The following is a 20,193-nucleotide window of genomic DNA, read 5'->3' as shown; positions in this document are numbered from 1 at the left end:
CTGAAAATTTCCTCCTGTTCCGGCTTCAATCCGAACGGTCCGCCGCTTTCCGCCCTTTCCCGGAGCGGAGGATGACAGCGATCAGCAGGGCGGAGACGATGCCCAGAACGCCGCCGAACCAGAACGGTGCGTCGGAGCCCCAGACATTCCACATCCCGCCGGCGATTATGGAGGAAAACAGGAGGCCGAAGCCCTGCAGCATGCCGTAGACGCCGAGCACGGTCCCCTTATATTCCGCCGGCGACGCCTCCGCGATCAACGCCCGTTCCGCCCCGCTGATAAAGGCGGTATAAGCGCCGTAGGCGACGAACAGGATCAGCAGGGAGACTTTCGACGTCAGCAGGGCAAACCCCAGATAGACCAGGCCGTAGATCAGATAGCCGGGGATCAGGACCCTGCTTCTGCCGAACCGGTCCGACAGCCGGCCGGCCGGGATCGCCAGAATGGACGCGGAAACGTTGAAAATCAGATAGAGCAGCATCACCTCGGAGGTGGAAAACCCGCGCGACTGCGCCTTGAGCAGCAAGAAGGCGTTGGAAGAGTTGCCGAGGCAGAAAAGGAAGAGAACGGCGAAATACCATTTCAGTCTTGCGTCCAGTTTCAGGCCCCGAAAGGCCAGCCTCCGCTGTTTTGGGGCGGCTCCCTTTTCCTCCCGGATCAGCGGGATGATCGTCACGGCGACGACGCCCGGAATGACGGACCAGAGGAACGCCGAGCGATATTTCATTCCGATGGCGATAAACAGGAAAGCAAAAAGGGCCCCGAGCGAAGACCCCGCCATATCGAGCATCTTATGTAAACCGTAGGAACCGCCCAGTTTCCCTTTTTCGCTCGACTGCGCCACCAAAGCGTCGCGCGGGGCGGTCCGGATCCCCTTGCCGGTGCGGTCGATCACCCGCGCCGCCAGCACGCCGCCCCACGAGCCGGCTATCAGAAGGACGAACTTATAGAGCACGGAGGCGGAATATCCGAGGAAAGCCAACCGTTTTTTATTTTGATATCGATCCCCGATGTAGCCGCTCGCCACTTTCAGAAGGGAAGCGACGCTTTCCGCAACGCCTTCGATCACGCCGACGATGGCCGGCGTCGCCCCGAGAACCGCCGTCAGGTACAGAGGAATGATCGGGTAGATCATTTCCGTACTCATATCCATAAAAAAGCTGACCAGCCCGATCAGAAAAATATTGGAAACGATTATCATCTTTTTTTTCGACAAAACAAACGCCCCCGTATTCGTGCCGCATACTCCCGTACTTTCCTTCAAAACAAAAGCCGACCGCGCCGGCACAAATCCGCCGTCATGCCGCCGTGAAAACAGAGAATTACAAATTTATCTTATGATAGCGCAAATACTGAATAAAGTCAATGTATAACGGAATATAATCATATGATAAGCGTACTTAGTGCCAACATCAATTACAATAGTGGAAAATTGAAAGAGCAAAGCCGGTTTGCCCGCCGAAGATGCCGGAAAGGCGTTGGAAAAGATTAAAAATACCGCCAGATTACCGTTAAGTTCTTTCATAGTGAATTTAATTTCCATTCGGCTTGCCATTTTAGGTTGGAAGTATTATACTATATTCCGCAGACGGTTCGGGAGGAGGAACAACATGGACAACGACATCTTAAATCTGAGTCAGGCATCGGAATTTTTGGGAATCAGCGAAAAGACGCTGATTAAACTGCTCCGGGAGGAGCATATCCCCGCCCGGAAAATCGGCCGGGAATGGCGCTTCAGCCGGGAAGCGCTGGTCCGCTGGCTCGCCGCCGGGGATTCGACGAACTATATCAACCAAAACGAGCGGTACATGGTTTCCGAGGACACGCCCGGCAAATCCCTCGACCTGCTCGACGGCATCGGAAGCAGACTGGACTCTCTGCGAAAAAACGGAAACCGCATCCAGGCGCTGCTGCCGGAGCTCGGCAGGGACGTCACGATCCCGCGGGAAGCCACTCTGCGCGTCAGCTATAAGCAGCAGCGGGAGATCGAAAAGCTGGAGTTCAAAATTTTCTGGAGCCTGCGCGAAGAATGCAAACTGGAAGCAAATCAGAAATTCAAAGCGATTCCTCAAAAGAAAGATCGATAATACGCCCGCCCGGGCCGCGCGGATATCCGCCCCGGCTCAGGCCCAATGCAGCGATCTGCCGGCTTGTCCGGCGGGTTCGCTGCTTTTTCCATGCCTTCACCCGGGAATCCGCACATGCCGGAAAACGGGCATTCTGTTTTTTGCGATTCCCTGCAACTTTTTTCCGTCCGCTGCGTGTAATAAGCAGAGTCAAAAGGCGGTGAGGGTTTGAATGAGCGTTCTTTGCTTTTGAAGGCTCAAAAAGGGGAAAAAGAAGCGTTTCAGGACCTGATCGTCTTTTATTATCCCTACGTCTCAAAATTCCTTTTCAAGCTGACGAACGATTCTTCCCTCAGCGAAGACCTGACGCAGGACACATTCGTGAAGCTGATTCGGGGCATCGACCGATTCGACGTCCGCAAAAAAACTGCTTTTTCCACTTGGGTAATGACAATCGCCAAAAACTGCTATCTTGATTTTCTAAGGCGGAGCAAGCCGGAAACACTGAGCTTTGAGGAGCAGGACTTGCCGTCTTCCTTCGATGTGCAGGACAGGGTGCTGAACCGTATGCAGGCGGAAAAACTAAAAAAGGCGCTGGAAAGTCTGCCGCCCGAGCAGGCCGCCGCCATCCGGCTGAAATACTGCGAACAGCAAACGCTTCGGGAAATAGCCGATCGGTTCTCCTGCGACCCAAAAACAGTGAAAAGCCGCATCCACAACGGCATGACCAAATTGAGGAAAAAGCTGAAAAGGGGGCTTTTGTTATAAAACAGGATAAAAATGTGATTCTGTCCAGGCTGGATAGCGAGATCGATAGAAAATGTCTTGAAATCTGCCGGCGGCGCAGGGATCGTGCTCTGCGCGCCGCCTTCGTCGTCGCCTGTTGCCTGTTTCTTCTGCTCCCTGGATTGCTCGTCTTTCTCGGAGTCAGCCTCTGGAGTTTCTGCATTCCGTCCGTCCTGTTCCTTTCCGTCGGCTTTTGCCTACTGTCCCCGCTGATTTTCAGCAGGAAATCGGGAGGTTCCGAAAATGAATCACTTTGACGCTGCCATCAAAAAATTCAATTTCAAGAAAGCGGTGACCGTTTACCTGGTCCTTGCGGTCCTGGCCGGAATCCTGTCGGCCGGCTTTCTGGTCCATACTTTCCGGGACAGGATCGTCCTTGCCCAAGGGTACCGCAGAGTGAGCGAACAGGCAATCGGCATGAAGAGCGGATACGAGGGATTAAAGCCCGAGCTGAATCAATTGGCGGCTTCCTCGCCGGATCTGGTGGACATTTTGATTTTGGACGGACAAAACCGGATTTTGTTCGCCGCAAAGCATTCGGATTTGTCAAAGGAAGGTTCTCTGAACCTTGTGGAGAAACCGGATGGCCAAAATCGTTATTTCACGGATGCGACGAATCCGCACCTGCATTTCCGCTTGCTGGACGGCGGTAGGCTGAAAGCCTCGAAAGAACTGCTCGGAATCGACGAAGAGGCGGAGCAGGAGATGCAGGATCGTTCCTTTTATAAAAAGCAAGACCGGCAGCAGAAAAACTATCTGCTCTCTTACCTGGCGGACGAGCCGGGCGGCGGAAAAATTTATTTTATCAGCAGCGCTCAGCCGGTCCCGCGCGGCGAATTCTATCTGAAGGCCGCAGCCGCCCTCGCCGTCCTTTCCTTCATGGTTTACTGGGTCCTTCTGGCCCTCTGGGTTTACGCGCAGGCCCTCAAGGCCCGGATGGACGCGGCGGTATGGGGGATCGCCACGCTTTTTACCAATCTGGCCGGATGGCTCGTTTTTCTTTTGTACCGGCAAAGCCGCCAGACCTGTTACCGGTGCGGAGCCGTGCAAAACAAAGACAACGCCTACTGTACCTGCTGCGGGGCGAAACTCGGAAAAATATGTCCTCGGTGCCATATGCCGGGGAGCGAAGACGACCGGTACTGCAAACACTGCGGCAGCGCACTGGATGGAGGAGAGTAGGGACGGGATGAATAAACGCATCATATGGCTTGTGGTGATGCCGGTCATTTTATTTGCGATGCTCGCTGTATGTATCTATGCCGGAATCACTATTCGCTTTGAAGGATGGTTTTATGGGGAAGCAGTGGAAAATATGTCCCCCGTTTTGACTGCAATGATGAAGGTGATCACCCATCTCGGCGATCCAATTACTGTAATTGTGTTCTGCCTGTCACTGTTTCTCGCACCAAAAACGAGGAGAACCATCGCACTGCCTACTTCGGCGGTAGTGATAATGTCCGGTGTGTTCAACGTCCTCCTGAAGCAGATTTTCGCGAGGGGACGCCCGAATGTCCTCCGGCTGATCAGCGAAACGGGCTACAGCTTTCCCAGCGGCCATGCGATGATCAACGCGTCGCTCTATGTCATGCTGATCTTGATGATCATCCGGTATCTTGGAAGTTTTTCCCGAAAACTATTTCTTTCTTCCCTGTGCATCGCCTTGGCGGGCCTGATCGGATTCAGCCGAGTCTATCTGGGCGTCCACTATGCGAGCGACGTTCTGGGCGGCTGGCTGTTCGGGGCCGCCATATCCCTGCTGGTTTACTCGCTTTGGAACGGCAGACAAGCAAAGATTAAAAACTCGGATTTTTGAAAGGAAGTTCAAAATGCAGGAATGGGTCATCCATATTATGAACCAGTACGGATACGTGGGGATAGCACTGCTGATCGCAATCGAGAACCTGTTTCCTCCCATTCCGTCCGAGCTGATCCTGACTTTCGGCGGCTTCATGACCACTTACACCAGCATGAACATCTGGATCGTCACCTTGTCCGCCACCATCGGGTCGGTGGCCGGGGCAATCGTCCTTTACGGCGTCGGACGGCTGCTTCCGGCCGAGAAAATGGACAGGTTCATCGGGAAATGGGGACATGTCCTCGGGCTGAAAAAAGGGGATGTGGAACGGGCGGATAACTGGTTTAATCGGCGCGGTGCCTCCACCGTCTTTTTTTGCCGGTTTATTCCATTAGTCCGAAGCCTCATCTCCATCCCTGCGGGGATGGCGCGGATGCGCAGAGGCAGGTTCCTTTTGTACACTATCCTCGGCTCCGCAATTTGGAATGTGGTTCTGGTGCTGCTGGGCGCTTTTGCCGGAGCCGGCTGGGAACGCGTCAGCCAATCCATGAATCTCTATACCTACATTGCTCTCGCCGTGATGGCGGTCGGAGGGGTCGGTTTTGTTGTTTGGATTTCTAAAAAAAGGAAAAATCAAAAATAGGTTTTCTCTCAGGATCCGCCATAAAATTCATGATAGGAATCTTATATTTTTGTTTTTAATCACTTGACGTGAGTAAATGAATATGATAGAATATCTTTCATCTCTTTGCGCTGCATTTGATCTACAGTACAAACTGAGCAGGCGATAAACCCGATATTGGGTTTATGGGGCTGGGCCTCGCGGCAACAGGTTGATCAGAACCTGTGGGACAGTATGTTGTCTCACAGGTATTTTTGTACCCTTTTGAGGCTGCAGCTGTATCTTTGCAATGCCATAGAGCTGTCGCATAAATGCTGAGAAGCATGATGGAGGTAACTTTTATGACAGAACGAAAGAAAACCATAAATCCAACCGGCCTGACAACGGCGGAAGCCGTGCAACGTCAAAAGCGATTCGGCAGGAACGAATTGATTCCGAAAAAGAAAAAGAATGTTCTTCAAGAGATTTTGAAAGCCTTGTCGGAACCTATGTTTTTGCTGCTCATCGTGACGGCGGTCATCTATTTTTTGCTGGGTGAGCCGCGCGACGGAGTTGTTATGCTGATCTTTGTATCGGGTATGATCAGTATCGATGTGATTCAGAGCTGGAAAACCGACAAGACTCTGAACGCCTTAAAGGATCTCGCGGCGCCGCGCATTACGGTGCTGCGGGACGGAGCGGAGCGGCGGATCGACAGCGCCGATCTTGTCCCGGAGGATATCATGCTAATTGCCGAAGGCGACAAGATCCCGGCGGACGGGGAGATCCTTCAGGCGAACGATTTGTGCGTCGACGAGTCGTCCATGACGGGCGAAGCGGAAGGCGTTTGGAAGGTCGCGCTCGGGACCGCCGATGCAGACGGCGGGCACTGGCGGCGCGACCACTGCTACGCGGGGACTCTTGTGACGCAGGGAAGCGCGCTGGTCCGCGTGGATCAAATCGGCAAAGCCACCGAGTTCGGGAAAATCGGTACAAATGTCGTCGGCGCACCGGAAGCCCCGTCGCCGCTTCAGAGGCAGACCCGCGGGCTCGTGAAGCTTTGCGCGGTTATTGCGGCGGTCCTGTTTGTATTGGTAGGCTGTTTCACCTGGCTGAATATCCCGGACCACCAATTTACCGACAGGCTGATCGAAAGCATCCTTTCCGGCGTCACGCTCGCCATGGCCATGATCCCGGAAGAGTTCCCGGTTATTTTAACAGTCTTCCTTTCCATGGGCGCATGGCGGCTTGCAAAAAGGCATTCGCTTATGCGCAGGCTGGCTTCCGTGGAAACGCTCGGCGCCGTGTCGGTTCTTTGCGTTGATAAGACCGGCACCATTACGATGAATCAGATGACCGTATGCGATACGTGGACAGAGGAAAACAAAGAGCGGGACCTCTGCGCGGTCATGGGGATGGCCTGCGAACCGGACGCATATGACCCTATGGAAAAGGCCATGATTTCGTATTGTGAAGGCAGGGGCCTGTCCAGGGATTTCCTGTTCGGCGGCAAGCTGATTCGGGAATATTCCTTCACTCATGAGGCAAAAATGATGGGCCATGTCTGGCGGCGCGGCAATGAAATCCTGATCGCCGCGAAAGGCTCGCCGGAAAAGGTCCTCGCTTTATGTAATCTCAATTCGGACGAACGGGACAAAGCGCAGGAAAAAGCCGCCGATATGGCGGCACGCGGGCTCCGCGTGATCGCGGTTGGCAGAATGGACGTTGGAACGGCGGGCGAAGTTCCCGCTTCTTTGGCCCAGTGCCGCCTTCAGTTCTGCGGATTGGTTGGCCTTGCGGATCCTCCGAGGGAATCCGTAAAAGCGGATATCCTCCGCTGCAGGAAGGCAGGCGTCCGCGTTGTGATGATTACGGGCGACAACGGCATCACGGCAGGCGCGATCGCGAAGCAGATCGGCATGCCATGCGGGAAATCCGTCACTGGCGGCGAGATCGACCGGATGACGGATGAGGAACTTCAGAGACGTGTCCGTTCCGTCAGCATTTTTTCCCGCGTCGTCCCGGAGCATAAGATGCGCATCGTGAAGGCTTTCAAGGCAAACGGTGAGATCGTGGCAATGACGGGCGACGGGGTCAACGACGCCCCCGCGCTCAAATATGCCGATATCGGCATCGCGATGGGAAAGCGCGGTTCGGAGGTGTCCCGCGAAGCCGCCGATCTCATCCTGCTTGACGATAATTTTTCGACGATTGTGGATACCATCAGGGACGGCAGGCGGATTTACGACAACATCAAAAAAGCGGTCGGATATGTGTTCACGATTCACATTCCAATCGCGTTTTCCTGTCTGTTGGCCCCTCTTCTGAAAGTAAATCCGGCGAACCTTATGTTACTGCCCATCCATGTCGTCCTTTTGGAACTGATTATCGACCCGACCTGCTCCATCATTTTTGAACGACAGCCCGCGGAACAGAATGTGATGGAACGCGATCCCCGTGATCCGAAAGAAAAACTGATGAGAGCGAAAGGTCTCTTCAGAAGCATTCTGCAGGGGCTGACGGTTTTTGCCTCTTCTTTTGGAACCTATTATACGGTTCTTATGGCAGATCCAGCCGTAAACGCTCCGGTTGCCCGTGCAATGGGCCTTTCCATTATTTTTCTAAGCAATCTGCTTTTGGTTCTGGTCAACAGTTCCCAAACGGATTTTGCATTCCAGTCATTCCACCGTCTGATCAAAGACAAGGTGATGTGGGCGGCCTTTGCGGGAACCATTTCCATGCTTGTCCTGCTCTTATACACTCCGCTTTCAGCCTTTGTGAAGCTGGCTCCGCTGACCGGACCGGAAGCGATCGCCGTAATCGTGATGTCGGCGGCGTCGGTACTTTGGGTCGAAATCGTAAAACTTGTAAAACATCTGAGAAAGAATTAACAGTAAAATCAGAACGGCCGTGACATCCCCAATGGATTTCATGGCCGTTCAAGTCGTCGGTTTCCTGAAACACCCGGAATCAGACCAATTCATCATACGGATCGACGTCATATTTTAGCAACAGCCTGGTAAGATGCTCCGCGTGCCCTTTTTCGTCATCAATCACGGCCTGCAAGGTGGTGCGGATATCCCGGTATGGATATTTTGGCAGCTGCGCTTCATACAGAATCACGGCCTCGAGTTCTCCCTTGATGTCGTCCCGGATATCGTTCAGAATGGCCGCACCGCCGGACTGGGAATGGGAGAGCGACACCGGTGTCTGGGGCCCGGGGTTGTCGCCCTTATGAGCTAAAAACTGTTTATACTGCTCCGGATCATATTTGCGGAGCAGCTTCAGAACCCAGCCGTAATGCTGCTTTTCGTCGAGCATAATACTGTGCCAGGCATCGTTTATTTCAGAAATGTCCGAGTTGGCGATGTGGGTTTGGTAACCGTTAATCGCGATGATTTCACTGATCAGGATTTCCCTGAGTTTATCCGTAAACTTCTGTGCCGTACCCTGCGGCTGTCCGTTCGGATGCGTATAACTCATGATAATCCTCCGCCTTTCATATAAATCTGCCTTCAGCCGCTGAGAGGCCCTCCCTTTTAGCCTCAAAATTGGACAGGCAGGAATAGCGTACAGTAGGCTGATCCTGCCTGAGTCCTCTGTTCAAATCTTTTTCTGCATCATTATTCCAATGGGACTTGGGCCCGAATTCAAATACTCCAAAGCGCTTGATGATACCGTTATTTTATGTCCCTGTTGCTATTGCGTCGTCTTTCGTTTTGTGAACGGTTCCCCAAGGATGTTGGGGAGGTGCATAAATCGAATATACTTTTAAGGGTACGGTGCCTACATTGACGACGTTATGCCATGTCCCGGCCGGTATGACAATGGCATCGCTTGGCCCGACTCGCTTTTGAAAATTCATATTGTCTCTCCGGTTTCCGAACTTCGCAAGCCCTTCGCCCTGCTCGATGCGGATAAACTGGTCAACATCAGGGTGCATTTCCAAGCCGATATCATCGTTCACACGAATGCTCATCAGCGTAAGCTGCAGATGATTCCCTGTCCATAAAGCGGTACGGAAGGTATTGTTTTGCTCCGTAACCGCTTCAATATTCACTACTATTGGTATGGGGCCATAGTCTCTTAATTCTTCATCAGGCATATCTTCCGATCCTCTCCCGTTGATTTTAACCCATAATATGAATTATCTGCCGGAAAAGTGCTTTTCAAAACGATATGGGTTCCATGTTATTGCCGCGCGATTGGCTCAGTTCGTTTCAATCTGTTCCGCTGAGGGGAACGGAAACCTTGCTTAGACCCAATAAACCTGTAGACGGAAATTCATCCCCAATATTTGCATCTTTAAATGAATCATTATGCTTGAGCCAAGGCATTGGAAACTGCATCCATAATGCCCCTGCTGCTGTATGTCGCGCCGGATACAGCGTCCACTTCCGCTGTCTGGCTGCTGATGATTTCATTGGAAACCATTGTGTACGCAGCATTGAAAAAGCTCGGAGCATCCTCGCTGGAATCCACTTGGATTGCAGTAATTTTCCCGCCTGAAACTTCGACCGTCACCATCGTTGTGCCTCCCCGAAATCCGGCGCCAAATCCATGATAAGTACCGTCCTTATACCGCCCCGACGACTGAGCGGAAAGTGTATGGACATAGACATAAAAGAAAGCACAGCATCCGGCCGGCAAAATATACGGCCAGTTGGGCGTGGATCACGCTCCAGTCCTGCCGCCTGCCGGTCAATTTTTTCGTGATGTCCATCATGTCCAGATACAGCATCTTGAGCAGACTGTCATCCGTCGGAAAGATCGATTTCGCCTTCGTCACCTTTCGGAGCTGCCGGTTGAAGCCTTGGTGGTGTAGATCAGCCGGCGCACCCCCGCCTCATTTCAGCTAAACTAATACCTGTATCATTATTTTTTGATATGCGTTATACATAGATCAAACATCATTTTAATGTGTGCATCATTCAGTGAATAATAAGCGATTTTCCCGTCACGCCTGTATTTAATTAAGTGGGTTTGCCGTAACGATTTTAGATGATGCGAAATAGCAGGTTTCGACATATTCAGCAAAGCTGAAATATCGCACACGCACATTTCAGAAAGCATAAGCGCATTTATAATTTTTAGGCGTGTAGGATCGCTGAGTACTTTAAATATACCAGCCATATTATACAAAGTATCATCGTCAGTTATTTCTTTTTTCACTTTATCTAATATATCCTGATGAATAATAGTGATATCACACATTGCATTTTCTTGATCTGTCATGTTTTCCTGGTTTTCAGACATTATAGTCACCCTTTCATATAAACAATATAAGATATAACCATAAAAAGATTTATATTTTTTTCGTATTCAGAGCTCTCATTGCATTAACAACTGCAATCAGAGCAACCCCCATATCTGCAAACACGGCCGCCCACATGGAAGCTAACCCCAATGCTCCTAATACGAGGAATATGGCTTTAACTCCTAATGCAAACACGATATTCTGAGATACAATGTTTCTCGTTCTTTTCGCAATTTTTATCGCTGATGCTACTTTATGAGGTTCATCAGTCATAATCACTACATCTGCGGCCTCAATCGCAGCGTCCGAGCCCAAGCCTCCCATAGCGATACCGATGTCTGCTCTTGCAAGTACCGGCGCATCGTTAATTCCATCACCAACAAATACAATCTTTCCCTTGTGAGATTTTTGGGCTTCCAGGGATTCAACTTTTTCAACTTTATCGGCGGGTAACAGTTCAGAATAAACCTTGTCTAAACCTAATTCCTTGCCGATATTGTCTGCCACCTTCTTCAAGTCGCCAGTAAGCATAACTGTTTTTCTAACGCCAAGCGCTTTCAACTCTTTAATTGTTTTTGCAGAGTCTTCTTTCACCTCATCTGAAATTATGATACTGCCCGCATACTTTTTGTCTATGGCCACATGTACTACTGTGCCTAACGTATCCACATCAGTGTATTGGATGTTTTCACTGATCATTAATTTAGTATTTCCAACGAGTACTTCCTTTCCATTGACATTGACCTTAATGCCATGTCCCGCTATTTCCTGATAATTTTCAATTTTATCTTTATCAATTTCAGCATGATAAGCAGCTATAATTGAAAGTGCAATCGGATGATTTGAATAGCTTTCAGCATATGCCGCGTATTTGATCAGTTCATCCTCTGTATAACCGTTTTCAGAAATCGCTTTTGTAACCTTGAATACACCTTTGGTTAAAGTCCCCGTCTTATCAAAAACAACTGCTTCAACATTGTTCAACGCTTCAAGGTAGTTGCCGCCTTTTACTAATATTCCCTTTTTTGAAGCTCCCCCAATTCCCCCAAGGAATCCCAATGGTATTGAAAGCACTAACGCGCAGGGGCAGGAAACCACCAAGAATACTAACCCTCGGTAAATCCAGTCAGAGAAGGATGCTCCTGGAATAACCAAAGGCGGAATAATTGCTAATGCCAATGCTCCAAATACAACAACCGGAGTATAGTAACGCGCAAATTTTGTTATAAATTTTTCAGTTGGCGCTTTTTTGTTGCTGGCATTCTGTACTAAATCCAAGATTTTTGAAACTGTAGATTCTCCGAATCCTTTTGTAACTTCAATAGTCAAAACGCCATTCTTATTTACAAACCCGCTCAAAGCATCACTTCCGGGTTTTAACTCACGTGGAACGGATTCTCCGGTTAATGCCGCTGTATCAACCATTGAAGTGCCTTCTATGACCTTGCCGTCAAGAGGAATTTTTTCTCCCGGTTTTACTACGATCTTATTACCGATATTTACTTCATCAGGAGATACTTTTTTGAGTTCTTCGCCAACCTGTAAATTTGCATAATCAGGTCTTATATCCATTAATTCACTGATTGACTTTCTGGAATTATCCACGGCCATATCCTCGAATAATTCCCCAACCAGATAGAACAACATAACGGCGACGCCTTCCGGATACTCTCCAACAAAGAAGGCACCGATTGTAGCAACACTCATAAGGAAGTGCTCACTGAATACCTGACCTCGTACGATCCCTTTTATTGCGCTTAAAACAACTTTTCTGCCAACAATGATATAGCTTATTAAAAATATGGTAAGTTCAAGCCAGTTTTGAAATTTAAAAATCAATCCAACAACAAATAAAGTTCCTCCAATCACCAGTTCGACTATCTCTTTTTTATGCCCTTCTTCACCGTCGTCATCTTTTTCTTCTATTTTAGATTTAGAAGGGTTCTCCACTAAAGCAATTTTAACATCCGGCTCAATTTTTTTTACGATGCTTTCTATCTTCTCCACTAACATAGGAACATTGGTATTCGACTCAGCTTCCCAAGTAAGTCTCTTAGAAACAAAATCTACTGAAGCGAACTTAATCCCTTCAATGTTTTTAATTTCTGTTTCTATTTTTGCGGCACAGTTGGCGCAGTCCAACCCATTAAGCATAAATACCTTCGTCGACATGGATGAGCCCCCTTAATATAACGATTAAACGATTGCTTAATCGTTATATTATCATTATCATAAATTATTGTCAATAGAAAAATAAAAAATATCCCGGATCTGTTGGATGCCGTGTTTGTGGTTGAAAATCCTGGCCCACCGTTCGTAGCCGATGCCCTTTCCGGCGCGGAGTTTGGCCCGAATGTACACCAGCAGATTGACTCGTTTTCCCGGCGCGGATCTGATGACTTTATTGCGCGGCTTGTGTACCTTTTCCCGGAGAGTACGGCTCGAAGCACTGCTGGCCTGCAGCCAGCCGGATGGAGAAATCATCGCCGATCCGTGAACGGTATTTGCTGAACTGGATCCCCCAAAAGAGGCACCAACTACGGGAGCCGTCGTAACAACCCGCTTCGGGAAGCAGGGGTGGAAATACAGAATGTGGCATCGGTTTCCACCATCAGCGATGTTCTGCGCGCGCTCAAAAGCAAATATCTGACACCGGATGTGCCGGACATTCAGGAGCAATGAAAAACTTAGCGCGACACCAATTGATTCTGTCAAGGTGACGGCGTTTTTGACGCTTACTTAAAAACAGTTGTTATCCCCGCTGCAATGAATACTGGTGAACCGCTCCGGCTCCGTTCTGGCGGTTTACAAAGAACAGATGCTCGTTTTTGTGGAATCTGCCGCTCATCTCATTACATATGCCAGAGAAAAGAACAAGGAAACTATTCTGATTGACCCGGATACAGCGGAGGTTACTCCCATACCGGTGAAAGAAAGGAAGAAAGAAAAAAACCTTTCCGCTTGTCTTTTCTCTGATTTAGATCTGCTTAGAGTAGGAGGTTCGCTTTCATGGTTCACCATGAACCGTTCCACGGTTCACCTGTGGGCAGACTTTCTTCTTGGCAGAGCAGATACTTTTTCAGCGTTTACCTTATGTGATACAGATTGGAGGATTTTCCGCCGTTTTCGCGCCACCTCGGCTCTTTGCAGAGGTGGTCGCTTTTTTCAAGATCGGCGATAGCCCGTTTGACCGTGCTTTTGGACAGCTTCAGCTCCCGTGCGATGGTACCGATCGCCGGGTAGCATTTGCCGTCCTTATCGGCTCGGTCGCGCAGGTACATATACACGGCAACCGCGCGGTGAGGAAGCTCAGAAGCGTAAAGGGATGTAAAATACCCCATGATATATCACTCCTATTCGATGCGGACGGGATCTTTTCTTCGCGGAAAACCACTTATCTCCTGCGCAGGCGAATGCTGGATCCCGCCGTGTGTATTGGGTTCACCTTCCGCTCTGTCCGGGTCCATCGTATAGGCCGCATTTCTGCGGATGAGTTCTTCCTCCAGCTCGAACCGGTCGGCGTACTCCACCTTCCGAGCCGACTTTTCCTCCACCTCATAGGGCTTGCCGAACGTAATACCCCAATCCTTAAACAGCTTGAGACGGGTGCGCATTGGATAAGCACCGGTTTTCGTCACAACGAATCTGCCCTTGGGCATGGACTTGAGTTCGTCTGGGCTTAGAAGAGGGCGCTCGATCATTTCGAGGTTCTGCGAGCCGTCGTTTCTGCCCCGGTTAACCGTACCGCTCATCACCGTCCGGCTGCCCAAGGATTTGGACAGGGTTTCCGCCGATTCGCTGTTGGGTGCAAAGCCGCCGAACACTGTGTCTTGACAGTTATCCACTATAATGGCGGCGCCTTCTTTTCCGTAGTTTTTTTCCAACTGAGCGAGGCTCTGGATAATGGCTGTTATAGACACCCGCCGCGAGCGGCTGGATGAGAACATCATCTCGGCTGACTCTATTTTTGGAATGGTCCCTATCTCATCAAGGTACATCATGACTCGGTTGGGCAGTTTTCCGCCGTATTCGTCGGCCACGGCAAGGATTTCCCGATAAAGCTGTTGGACGATCAGCGAGATAATAAAATATTTCGTGTTATCTTCTTCCGGCATGACAAGAAAAACGGCGCTTTTCTCCGTGCAGAATTTTTCCGCGTCTATGGCTGTATCGAAGCACAGAACCTGCTCCAGTTCGGAATCCAGGAATGCGTTGAGCCTGGAAAGCGCCGTGGAAAGGACGCTCTGCATCGCCATATCCGCGCTGTTGAGCGCCGCGCCCGCGAACCATTTTGTCTTGTGGTCGTCCGGAAGATGCGCCATCAGCAGCTGGAACAGAGTCCTGCCCTTCACGCCGCTCGGTGCGAGCAGGTCCTGAATCAGCTTGAAGACGGAGACGATGTGACGCTTCTCCGGAGGGCAGAATTCCGCGAGCAGAAGGATGACCGAGGTCAACAGACCTTCCGCCGCATCGTAAAAAAAGGCGTTCTGGCCTGCCGTGGCAATATCGAACCCGCCAGATCCGATGATGGTCTTCGCCGTAATCTTGGCATATTTTTCGGCCTTTGCCTTATACGCAAGATTTGCATCGTCCCGCAGATAGGCGTCCATGTACCGGTTGACGAGATGGTTCAGGTTAAATCCGTCGCTTTTGGTCGGATTGCGCAGATCAATCACGGCAACGTCGTAACCGTAACACTCTTTTGCGATCCCCCCATAATTGCGATACAGATCTCCTTTGGTGTCGGTCGTAAGAAAGCTCATGCCGGCCGCACAGGCGTATTCGAGGTTGGGATATAAAAAGTTTGCGGTTTTCCCTACGCCCGCAGCCCCGATCATGAGGCAGTGAATATCGTCGTCATCAACCAGCGCGTAGCCGTGTGGAGCGGCCCGGTCAAACAGCGGCGCTTTATGCCAGCCGATAATCAGGCCCTGTGCGGAAGGAAGGTTTTTGCCCTGCCGCCAGAGTTCCGGCTCAAAAGGGACTTCCGAATAGGTGTGCTTGATTTCGGATTTGGTCGCCCAACGGGCCGTACCGTGCTGGCCGTCGCCCACCGTCCGGGATTTGATGCCGTTGAGGGTATAGTAATGCGCCAGCAGGGACAGAAGCCCGATGACGGCGAACATCAGGAATCCGGCGATCAGCAGAGTGACAACCGGAGAAATAATCATAAATAGACCTCCTTCACAAGCTCATCTTAAAATTTAGCGCCGATTCCTTCGGCGCCTGGAGCGGCTGGGACAGTTCCAGCCGGACAAAAAGCTGCGCCTTCACGCAGTCAAGCGCGAGGCGCCTGTAATCCGAAACCAATGCCAGCCGCTCCTGCAGCGTGCGGATGCCGGGTGCGAGTGACTGCCGGTCTATATTCACCGCATCCTCGCGGATATCTTCCGCTTTGGTTCGCATCCAGCCCCGGTCCAGGTGGGGCCTGTAGCTGTCCCGCAGGTTTCCGACCAGCTGCCCGAGCGTTTCCGGCCGTTCCATTTGCCGAAGCTCCCGCTGAGCGGCCAGCAGCGCGCCCGCCGCCATTTTCTGCAGACAAGCTCCCACGATTTCCGGATTCGCGGCAGCAAGCTTTTCGGAATCGACCAGCGGCGTCAGCCTCCGGTGATATTCCCGGATGACAGAGGCCGGATCCGGAACGGCCGACAGGGTTTCACAAGCGGAGAACAGATTCTCGCAGATCTCCGGCAGCAGGACGAGTTTCGGATGCTCCCCGGCAGGGATGGGGGTAATGCCGTGTTTTGCCTTGATATCTTCGTTCCAGTCCTTGTACCGGGATTGCAAAACAGGAATGTCCATATAGGCGGGGTCGTCATAATCGTGTTCCGCAAGGATGTCCTTCAGTCTGCCGGTGGCCTCAATCCCGGCCTCGTCGTGATCAAGGCACAGCACAATCTTTTTCAGGTTCGAATGGCTTTTCAGCTGTTGCAGCATCGCGTGCTCAGACACACCGTCCAGCGTGACATAGCTGTGTTTTTGCCAGTCCTTCAGGTGAAGGGAAATAAAAGAGAGCATATCGATCGGCGCTTCGAACACATAAAGGGTGTCGTCCTCGCCGATGTAGTGAAAGCTGTATTTCGGATCGCTTCCCTCGACGTTGCCCTTGTAAGGCTCGCCCTTGGTATAGGTGCCGCGCTTGTGCGCATGCCGGGCGGCACCATCCTCATCCAGACCAACGAATACGGCGTTGTGGTATTCTTTGTCCTCGTAGATCAGGTGTTCGCGCGCGAAATACGACAGCACGCTCGGGTCGATGAACCGCTGTTTGAGAAGATAGGCAAACACCCGGCGCATGTCCGGATTGGCCTCCGGAAGCGCGAAGTTCTTTTTGGGCGGCGGCGCGCTTTTCGCGGTCTGGTTCCATTCCAGGCCGCCTTCGCCTCCGAGCAGAAAGGTGACCGCTCCGGGGAAATCCATGTCGTAAAACCGTTGGACGAAGTCAATCGCGTGGCCTCCTTCCTTGCGGGAATGCCGAAACCACTCGCTGCCGCGGATCGTCACGCTGTCGTGCCGTTTCCAACGCCACTCATGCCCGGAGCGGACGAGCTGCTCGCCCTGCCTCTGCAAAAAATCCACCAGGTCAACCGAGTTAGCCCTTTGCTTTTCTTCCTCTGTGAACGGGATATAGGACATGAAGGATCCTTCCTTTCAGCGTTTGCGTTTCCCGCACCGGCGAAAAAAGGCCGTCCGCTGATGTACGGACGGCTTTTCCGGCACCATATTGATTTTGGCGGGCGGGATCTCTTTTGCCTGTGGATACTGCTTTCGCATCAAATGTGCGCCTCCTGTTAATAGGTTTGTTCGGGCGCCCGCTCGTCGGGCGCGTGACCCATTGCCATCTTCTTCTGCCGAAGCCGGCGGCGGAGCTTGCTGTCCGTCTCCATGGAGGGGCCTCCGTACAGTCTGCTTTGCTGCTGCCGGAAGATCCGGCTCAGATGGTGCAGGAGCCGGGTAACCGCCAGCATCGGGGACGGATCACGGAACGAGTCCAGATGATTGAGAAAAATTTGGGCGTATGGATTGCCCTGCCCGGCGGAAGCCGTCAGCCATCGGGCGGCGGCCTCGCGGTCGCGGGGAACATCCTGCCCCATCAGATAGAGCTTGCCGAGCATGTACTGGGCATATTGGTTGTTCTGTTCCGCTGCGTCTGTGAGCCACCGGAAGGCGGCATCCACATCTTTGGGAACTTCCTCTCCCAGAAGGTACAGCTTGCCGAGCCGGTATTGGGCAAAGGAATTGTTCTGCAGGGCCGCCTTTGTAAGCAGATCCACCGCCCGCGGAACATCCTTTGGCACATCTTCGTCGGCCAGATACAGCTTTGCCAGCGCGTACTGCGCATACGCATTGCCGAGGCCGGCCGAGAATGTCAGCCATCTGGCTGCGGCACCCGTATCCTTTACGACAGCCGTTCCTTCGAGGTACAACTTTCCCAGGGCGTAGGCGGCGTAGGGGTTCTTCTGTTTGGCCGCCGCGGTGAACAGTGCGACGGCTTTTTCCGAGTTCCGCTCCACATACAGGCCGTCCCGGTAGAGCTTTCCTAATAGATACTCTGCGGAGTCATTTCCGGCATCCGCAGCTTTGGTGAGCCAGAAGATGCCCCTTTCGGGGTTCGCATAGGAGTTTTCAACCGGATTCAACGGACTTTCAACAGCCAGATAAATTTTTCCAAGCAGACATTGGGCATAGGCATTCCCGAGCCTGGCCGATTTCTCGAGGTATTGCACCGCCGCGCCGATATTCTGTTCCGTTCCGGTGCCCGTATAAAGCATTTGTCCGAGGCGGTACCGGAGCTTATCGTCGCGGCTCTGAGCCTCCAGTTGCTGAAAGCTTCCCGGAAGCAGGCGGCGGCCGCATCATGATCTTTTGCCGTGCCGATACCGTCGCGGTACATCTTCGCCAGTTCATAGGATGCATACGGGAAATGCTGCCGCGCCGCTTTCTGATACAGCGCAAACGCTGTATTATAATTCTGTTCCGCGCCCTGGCCCCGGTAGTGCAGTCCGGCGAGGGAATACTGCGCGTACTTGTAATTTCCCGAAGCGGACTCTTCAAACCACCCCGCCGCTTCTTCATAATCCTGATCGGTGCCGTGACCGGCAGCATGCATTTTGCCGATGCGGTATTCCACATAGCGGTGGCTTTTCCCCATTTCAATCTCATAAAAGGCTGTGAGGGCCTTTTCGTACCAGGTGAAAGAAATCCCCGCATCGGCTTCTATCCCCAGTCCATCTGCGTACATGCGTCCGAGATCATGCATGGCGAGTGCGTTTCCAGCATCGGCTTCTTCTTGAAACAGCCGGAGCGTCTGAGCTAAATCCGGCTCCATATCGTCTTTCCCGTACAAAAATTCACGGGCCTGTTTGTAGCGGTCGCTCCATTCGATATATGGGTGGGGTGTCGCGGGCGGACTTTCAATGGGTTCCGGGCCTTCTGATGTGCTGTCCGGAAAATTCCCGTCTTCTGGGGATTCATCGCATGGTTCATCCTCCGGTTCATATACCGGATCGGTCTGATCCGCTGCCGTTTCCGCCTGAGCTTCTATAGCCTCGTCGCCATCAAACGTGATCTGCCTCTCATTGATGCGCAGGGCTTCCTCGATCACGATGTTCTTGATGTGCTTGAATTCCTTCTGCCGGGAAAGCGGCAGCGGGTCAGGCAGCTTGTCAGCATAAGTGTGCAGGACCTCGTTATGTAATTCGTACCATGCCTGGTAGGCTTCCGCCACCCGCGCGTCCTTTGACAGCTCCTCCACGATCTGATCAACGAGGGCCTTGAGTTCCACTTTGAGGTAACCGTATTGTTTTCTGCCCGTGGTGTATTTCAGGCGTTCGGAAAGCCGGGAGAGCAGATCTTCAATGACCTTGTTTTCGTAGACGCCGGATTCCATCTGCCTAATGATTTCGGAAAGCGCGGCGCGGCTCTGTTCGGCAAGCTCGTTGCGCCGTGCGGTTTGCTCCGGATAGATCTGCATCAGGTCCTGCTGGAAGATTTCATGTGCCAGCGTACTCCGCATGTTGTTGATGGCGGGTTTGGTGACGTAACCCTCGCGGGGATCGATGGAATAGACGATCATGTGGCAGTGCGGATGGTGGCCTTCATCGTGAAATGCCGCGTACCAGCGCAGGTTCTCCGGTGAGATCTTCATCTGCTCGGAGAACAGGTTGCGCTGTTTGCGCAGCAGCGCCATCCACGCCGCGGCATGGTCATACCCGAGCCGGACGGCGTCCTCCCGCCGCAGGCTGATAATCGGTGTCCAGACGTTTCCCGTGTGGCGGGAGACTTCCTCCACCACCTCGGGCAGCACTGGAGGCACCCCGGCATCCGAAAACAGGCCGTGCGTGCCGGATTTCTCCACACGAGGGCGGGTAGCGATATATTGAACGTACACGTCCTTGTGCCCGAGCTGATCCAGGTTTTGTTCCAGCGCCGCCGTGATGAATTCCGAGGCGTTTTCAATGGTCGGCTGTTTTTGGTAGTCCTCATATTCGAACAGGTCCGCGGTGTCGGGGAACTGAGCCAACAGATCACCGATGAGCCGCTGCTGTTTTGCCGTGGTGGGCTGGGAACGGACATTCTCCGGGAGCTTTTCCACGCCCTCGCGCGTCGCCATGTATTCCACGAGGTTGGCGGCATGGGTTCCGTTCTTGAGATACCGGCACTTGAAGATGATTTTCGGCATGGC

Annotated in this window: 16 protein-coding genes, 3 pseudogenes and 1 riboswitch; of the genes and pseudogenes, 7 read left to right on the top strand and 12 right to left on the bottom strand. The window is 52.0% G+C overall.

Features of this window, described 5'->3' with window-relative positions; genetic code table 11:
• Positions 1-25: 25 nt before the first annotated feature.
• On the bottom strand, positions 26-1,216 hold the full coding sequence (locus ACRQU7_RS10810; RefSeq protein WP_246419221.1) for an MFS transporter: 1,191 nt from the start codon (positions 1,214-1,216) through the stop codon (positions 26-28).
• Between the two features lie 394 nt (positions 1,217-1,610).
• Here ACRQU7_RS10810 and ACRQU7_RS10805 point away from each other — a divergent pair, with 394 nt between their 5' ends.
• The 6 genes from ACRQU7_RS10805 to ACRQU7_RS10780 all read left to right on the top strand — a co-directional run bounded on the left by ACRQU7_RS10805 (position 1,611) and on the right by ACRQU7_RS10780 (position 8,142).
• A complete protein-coding gene (locus tag ACRQU7_RS10805; RefSeq protein ID WP_444640782.1) occupies positions 1,611-2,087 on the top strand; it encodes a helix-turn-helix domain-containing protein in 477 nt (158 codons plus the stop codon).
• Between the two features lie 207 nt (positions 2,088-2,294).
• A complete protein-coding gene (locus ACRQU7_RS10800) occupies positions 2,295-2,834 on the top strand; it encodes an RNA polymerase sigma factor (protein ID WP_444640780.1) in 540 nt (179 codons plus the stop codon).
• 261 nt (positions 2,835-3,095) lie between these two features.
• A complete protein-coding gene (locus ACRQU7_RS10795; RefSeq protein ID WP_444640778.1) occupies positions 3,096-4,034 on the top strand; it encodes a zinc ribbon domain-containing protein in 939 nt (312 codons plus the stop codon).
• A 7-nt stretch (positions 4,035-4,041) separates the two neighbouring features.
• Entirely contained in the window at positions 4,042-4,668 is a 627-nt protein-coding gene (locus tag ACRQU7_RS10790) for a phosphatase PAP2 family protein (RefSeq protein WP_212506671.1), read from the top strand.
• A 13-nt stretch (positions 4,669-4,681) separates the two neighbouring features.
• Positions 4,682-5,293 (top strand): DedA family protein, encoded by a 612-nt coding sequence (locus ACRQU7_RS10785; protein ID WP_212506672.1) that lies wholly within the window; start codon positions 4,682-4,684, stop codon positions 5,291-5,293.
• Between the two features lie 123 nt (positions 5,294-5,416).
• A riboswitch (NiCo riboswitch) is annotated at positions 5,417-5,507 on the top strand.
• A 106-nt stretch (positions 5,508-5,613) separates the two neighbouring features.
• The gene (locus tag ACRQU7_RS10780) at positions 5,614-8,142 is read left to right on the top strand and encodes a cation-translocating P-type ATPase (protein ID WP_444640775.1); all 2,529 of its coding nucleotides are present in this window, start codon (positions 5,614-5,616) and stop codon (positions 8,140-8,142) included.
• A gap of 79 nt (positions 8,143-8,221) precedes the next feature.
• Here the strand turns inward: ACRQU7_RS10780 and ACRQU7_RS10775 are convergent, their stop codons facing one another.
• From ACRQU7_RS10775 to ACRQU7_RS10750, 6 genes and pseudogenes are all read right to left on the bottom strand, one after another.
• On the bottom strand, positions 8,222-8,734 hold the full coding sequence (locus ACRQU7_RS10775; RefSeq protein ID WP_066648681.1) for a ferritin-like domain-containing protein: 513 nt from the start codon (positions 8,732-8,734) through the stop codon (positions 8,222-8,224).
• 202 nt (positions 8,735-8,936) lie between these two features.
• Positions 8,937-9,344 (bottom strand): annotated as a pseudogene (locus ACRQU7_RS10770) (cupin domain-containing protein); the annotation flags it as partial.
• 224 nt (positions 9,345-9,568) lie between these two features.
• Positions 9,569-9,778 carry an FMN-binding protein gene (locus ACRQU7_RS10765; RefSeq protein WP_444640772.1) on the bottom strand — a complete coding sequence of 70 codons (210 nt, stop codon included), beginning with the start codon at positions 9,776-9,778 and terminating at the stop codon, positions 9,569-9,571.
• A gap of 49 nt (positions 9,779-9,827) precedes the next feature.
• Positions 9,828-10,067, bottom strand: a pseudogene (locus ACRQU7_RS10760) (hypothetical protein); the annotation flags it as partial.
• A gap of 59 nt (positions 10,068-10,126) precedes the next feature.
• Positions 10,127-10,507: an ArsR/SmtB family transcription factor gene (locus ACRQU7_RS10755; RefSeq protein WP_444640770.1), complete on the bottom strand. Its 381-nt coding sequence runs from the start codon at positions 10,505-10,507 to the stop codon at positions 10,127-10,129.
• 49 nt (positions 10,508-10,556) lie between these two features.
• Positions 10,557-12,680 (bottom strand): heavy metal translocating P-type ATPase, encoded by a 2,124-nt coding sequence (locus tag ACRQU7_RS10750; protein ID WP_444640768.1) that lies wholly within the window; start codon positions 12,678-12,680, stop codon positions 10,557-10,559.
• 181 nt (positions 12,681-12,861) lie between these two features.
• On the opposite strand from ACRQU7_RS10750, the gene ACRQU7_RS10745 reads away from it, so the two are divergent.
• Complete coding sequence (locus ACRQU7_RS10745) at positions 12,862-13,005, top strand: hypothetical protein (RefSeq protein WP_164919016.1); 144 nt, start codon at positions 12,862-12,864, stop codon at positions 13,003-13,005.
• Positions 13,006-13,594: 589 nt separating this feature from the next.
• Here the strand turns inward: ACRQU7_RS10745 and ACRQU7_RS10740 are convergent.
• From ACRQU7_RS10740 to mobP3, 5 genes and pseudogenes are all read right to left on the bottom strand, one after another.
• Positions 13,595-13,849, bottom strand: a complete 255-nt coding sequence (locus ACRQU7_RS10740) for a helix-turn-helix domain-containing protein (RefSeq protein WP_212506677.1) — start codon at positions 13,847-13,849, stop codon at positions 13,595-13,597.
• A gap of 12 nt (positions 13,850-13,861) precedes the next feature.
• On the bottom strand, positions 13,862-15,679 hold the full coding sequence (locus ACRQU7_RS10735; protein ID WP_444640765.1) for a type IV secretory system conjugative DNA transfer family protein: 1,818 nt from the start codon (positions 15,677-15,679) through the stop codon (positions 13,862-13,864).
• A gap of 13 nt (positions 15,680-15,692) precedes the next feature.
• Positions 15,693-17,144 carry a DUF3991 and toprim domain-containing protein gene (locus ACRQU7_RS10730; RefSeq protein WP_444640763.1) on the bottom strand — a complete coding sequence of 484 codons (1,452 nt, stop codon included), beginning with the start codon at positions 17,142-17,144 and terminating at the stop codon, positions 15,693-15,695.
• A gap of 15 nt (positions 17,145-17,159) precedes the next feature.
• On the bottom strand, positions 17,160-17,285 hold the full coding sequence (locus ACRQU7_RS10725) for a hypothetical protein (protein ID WP_444640761.1): 126 nt from the start codon (positions 17,283-17,285) through the stop codon (positions 17,160-17,162).
• 14 nt (positions 17,286-17,299) lie between these two features.
• Positions 17,300-20,190 (bottom strand): annotated as a pseudogene (gene mobP3 / locus ACRQU7_RS10720) (MobP3 family relaxase).
• Positions 20,191-20,193 lie beyond the last annotated feature (3 nt).

The sequence above is a fragment of the Caproiciproducens puteiluti genome (assembly GCF_052442865.1).
Taxonomy (GTDB): Bacteria; Bacillota; Clostridia; order Oscillospirales; family Acutalibacteraceae; genus Caproiciproducens.
Note: the sequence above shows the minus strand (reverse complement) of the source record. Positions and strands in the feature narration are given on the sequence as shown.

What these genes read in the sequence shown, in the direction of transcription:
- ACRQU7_RS10730 (WP_444640763.1), bottom strand. Translation starts at nt 17,144, where the DNA reads ATGTCCTATATCCCGTTCACAGAGGAAGAAAAGCAAAGGGCTAACTCG.
- ACRQU7_RS10790 (WP_212506671.1), top strand. Translation starts at nt 4,042, where the DNA reads ATGAATAAACGCATCATATGGCTTGTGGTGATGCCGGTCATTTTATTT.
- ACRQU7_RS10775 (WP_066648681.1), bottom strand. Translation starts at nt 8,734, where the DNA reads ATGAGTTATACGCATCCGAACGGACAGCCGCAGGGTACGGCACAGAAG.
- ACRQU7_RS10780 (WP_444640775.1), top strand. Translation starts at nt 5,614, where the DNA reads ATGACAGAACGAAAGAAAACCATAAATCCAACCGGCCTGACAACGGCG.
- ACRQU7_RS10805 (WP_444640782.1), top strand. Translation starts at nt 1,611, where the DNA reads ATGGACAACGACATCTTAAATCTGAGTCAGGCATCGGAATTTTTGGGA.
- ACRQU7_RS10745 (WP_164919016.1), top strand. Translation starts at nt 12,862, where the DNA reads ATGTACACCAGCAGATTGACTCGTTTTCCCGGCGCGGATCTGATGACT.
- ACRQU7_RS10785 (WP_212506672.1), top strand. Translation starts at nt 4,682, where the DNA reads ATGCAGGAATGGGTCATCCATATTATGAACCAGTACGGATACGTGGGG.
- ACRQU7_RS10735 (WP_444640765.1), bottom strand. Translation starts at nt 15,679, where the DNA reads ATGATTATTTCTCCGGTTGTCACTCTGCTGATCGCCGGATTCCTGATG.
- ACRQU7_RS10750 (WP_444640768.1), bottom strand. Translation starts at nt 12,680, where the DNA reads ATGTCGACGAAGGTATTTATGCTTAATGGGTTGGACTGCGCCAACTGT.
- ACRQU7_RS10740 (WP_212506677.1), bottom strand. Translation starts at nt 13,849, where the DNA reads ATGGGGTATTTTACATCCCTTTACGCTTCTGAGCTTCCTCACCGCGCG.
- ACRQU7_RS10765 (WP_444640772.1), bottom strand. Translation starts at nt 9,778, where the DNA reads ATGGTGACGGTCGAAGTTTCAGGCGGGAAAATTACTGCAATCCAAGTG.
- ACRQU7_RS10795 (WP_444640778.1), top strand. Translation starts at nt 3,096, where the DNA reads ATGAATCACTTTGACGCTGCCATCAAAAAATTCAATTTCAAGAAAGCG.
- ACRQU7_RS10755 (WP_444640770.1), bottom strand. Translation starts at nt 10,507, where the DNA reads ATGTCTGAAAACCAGGAAAACATGACAGATCAAGAAAATGCAATGTGT.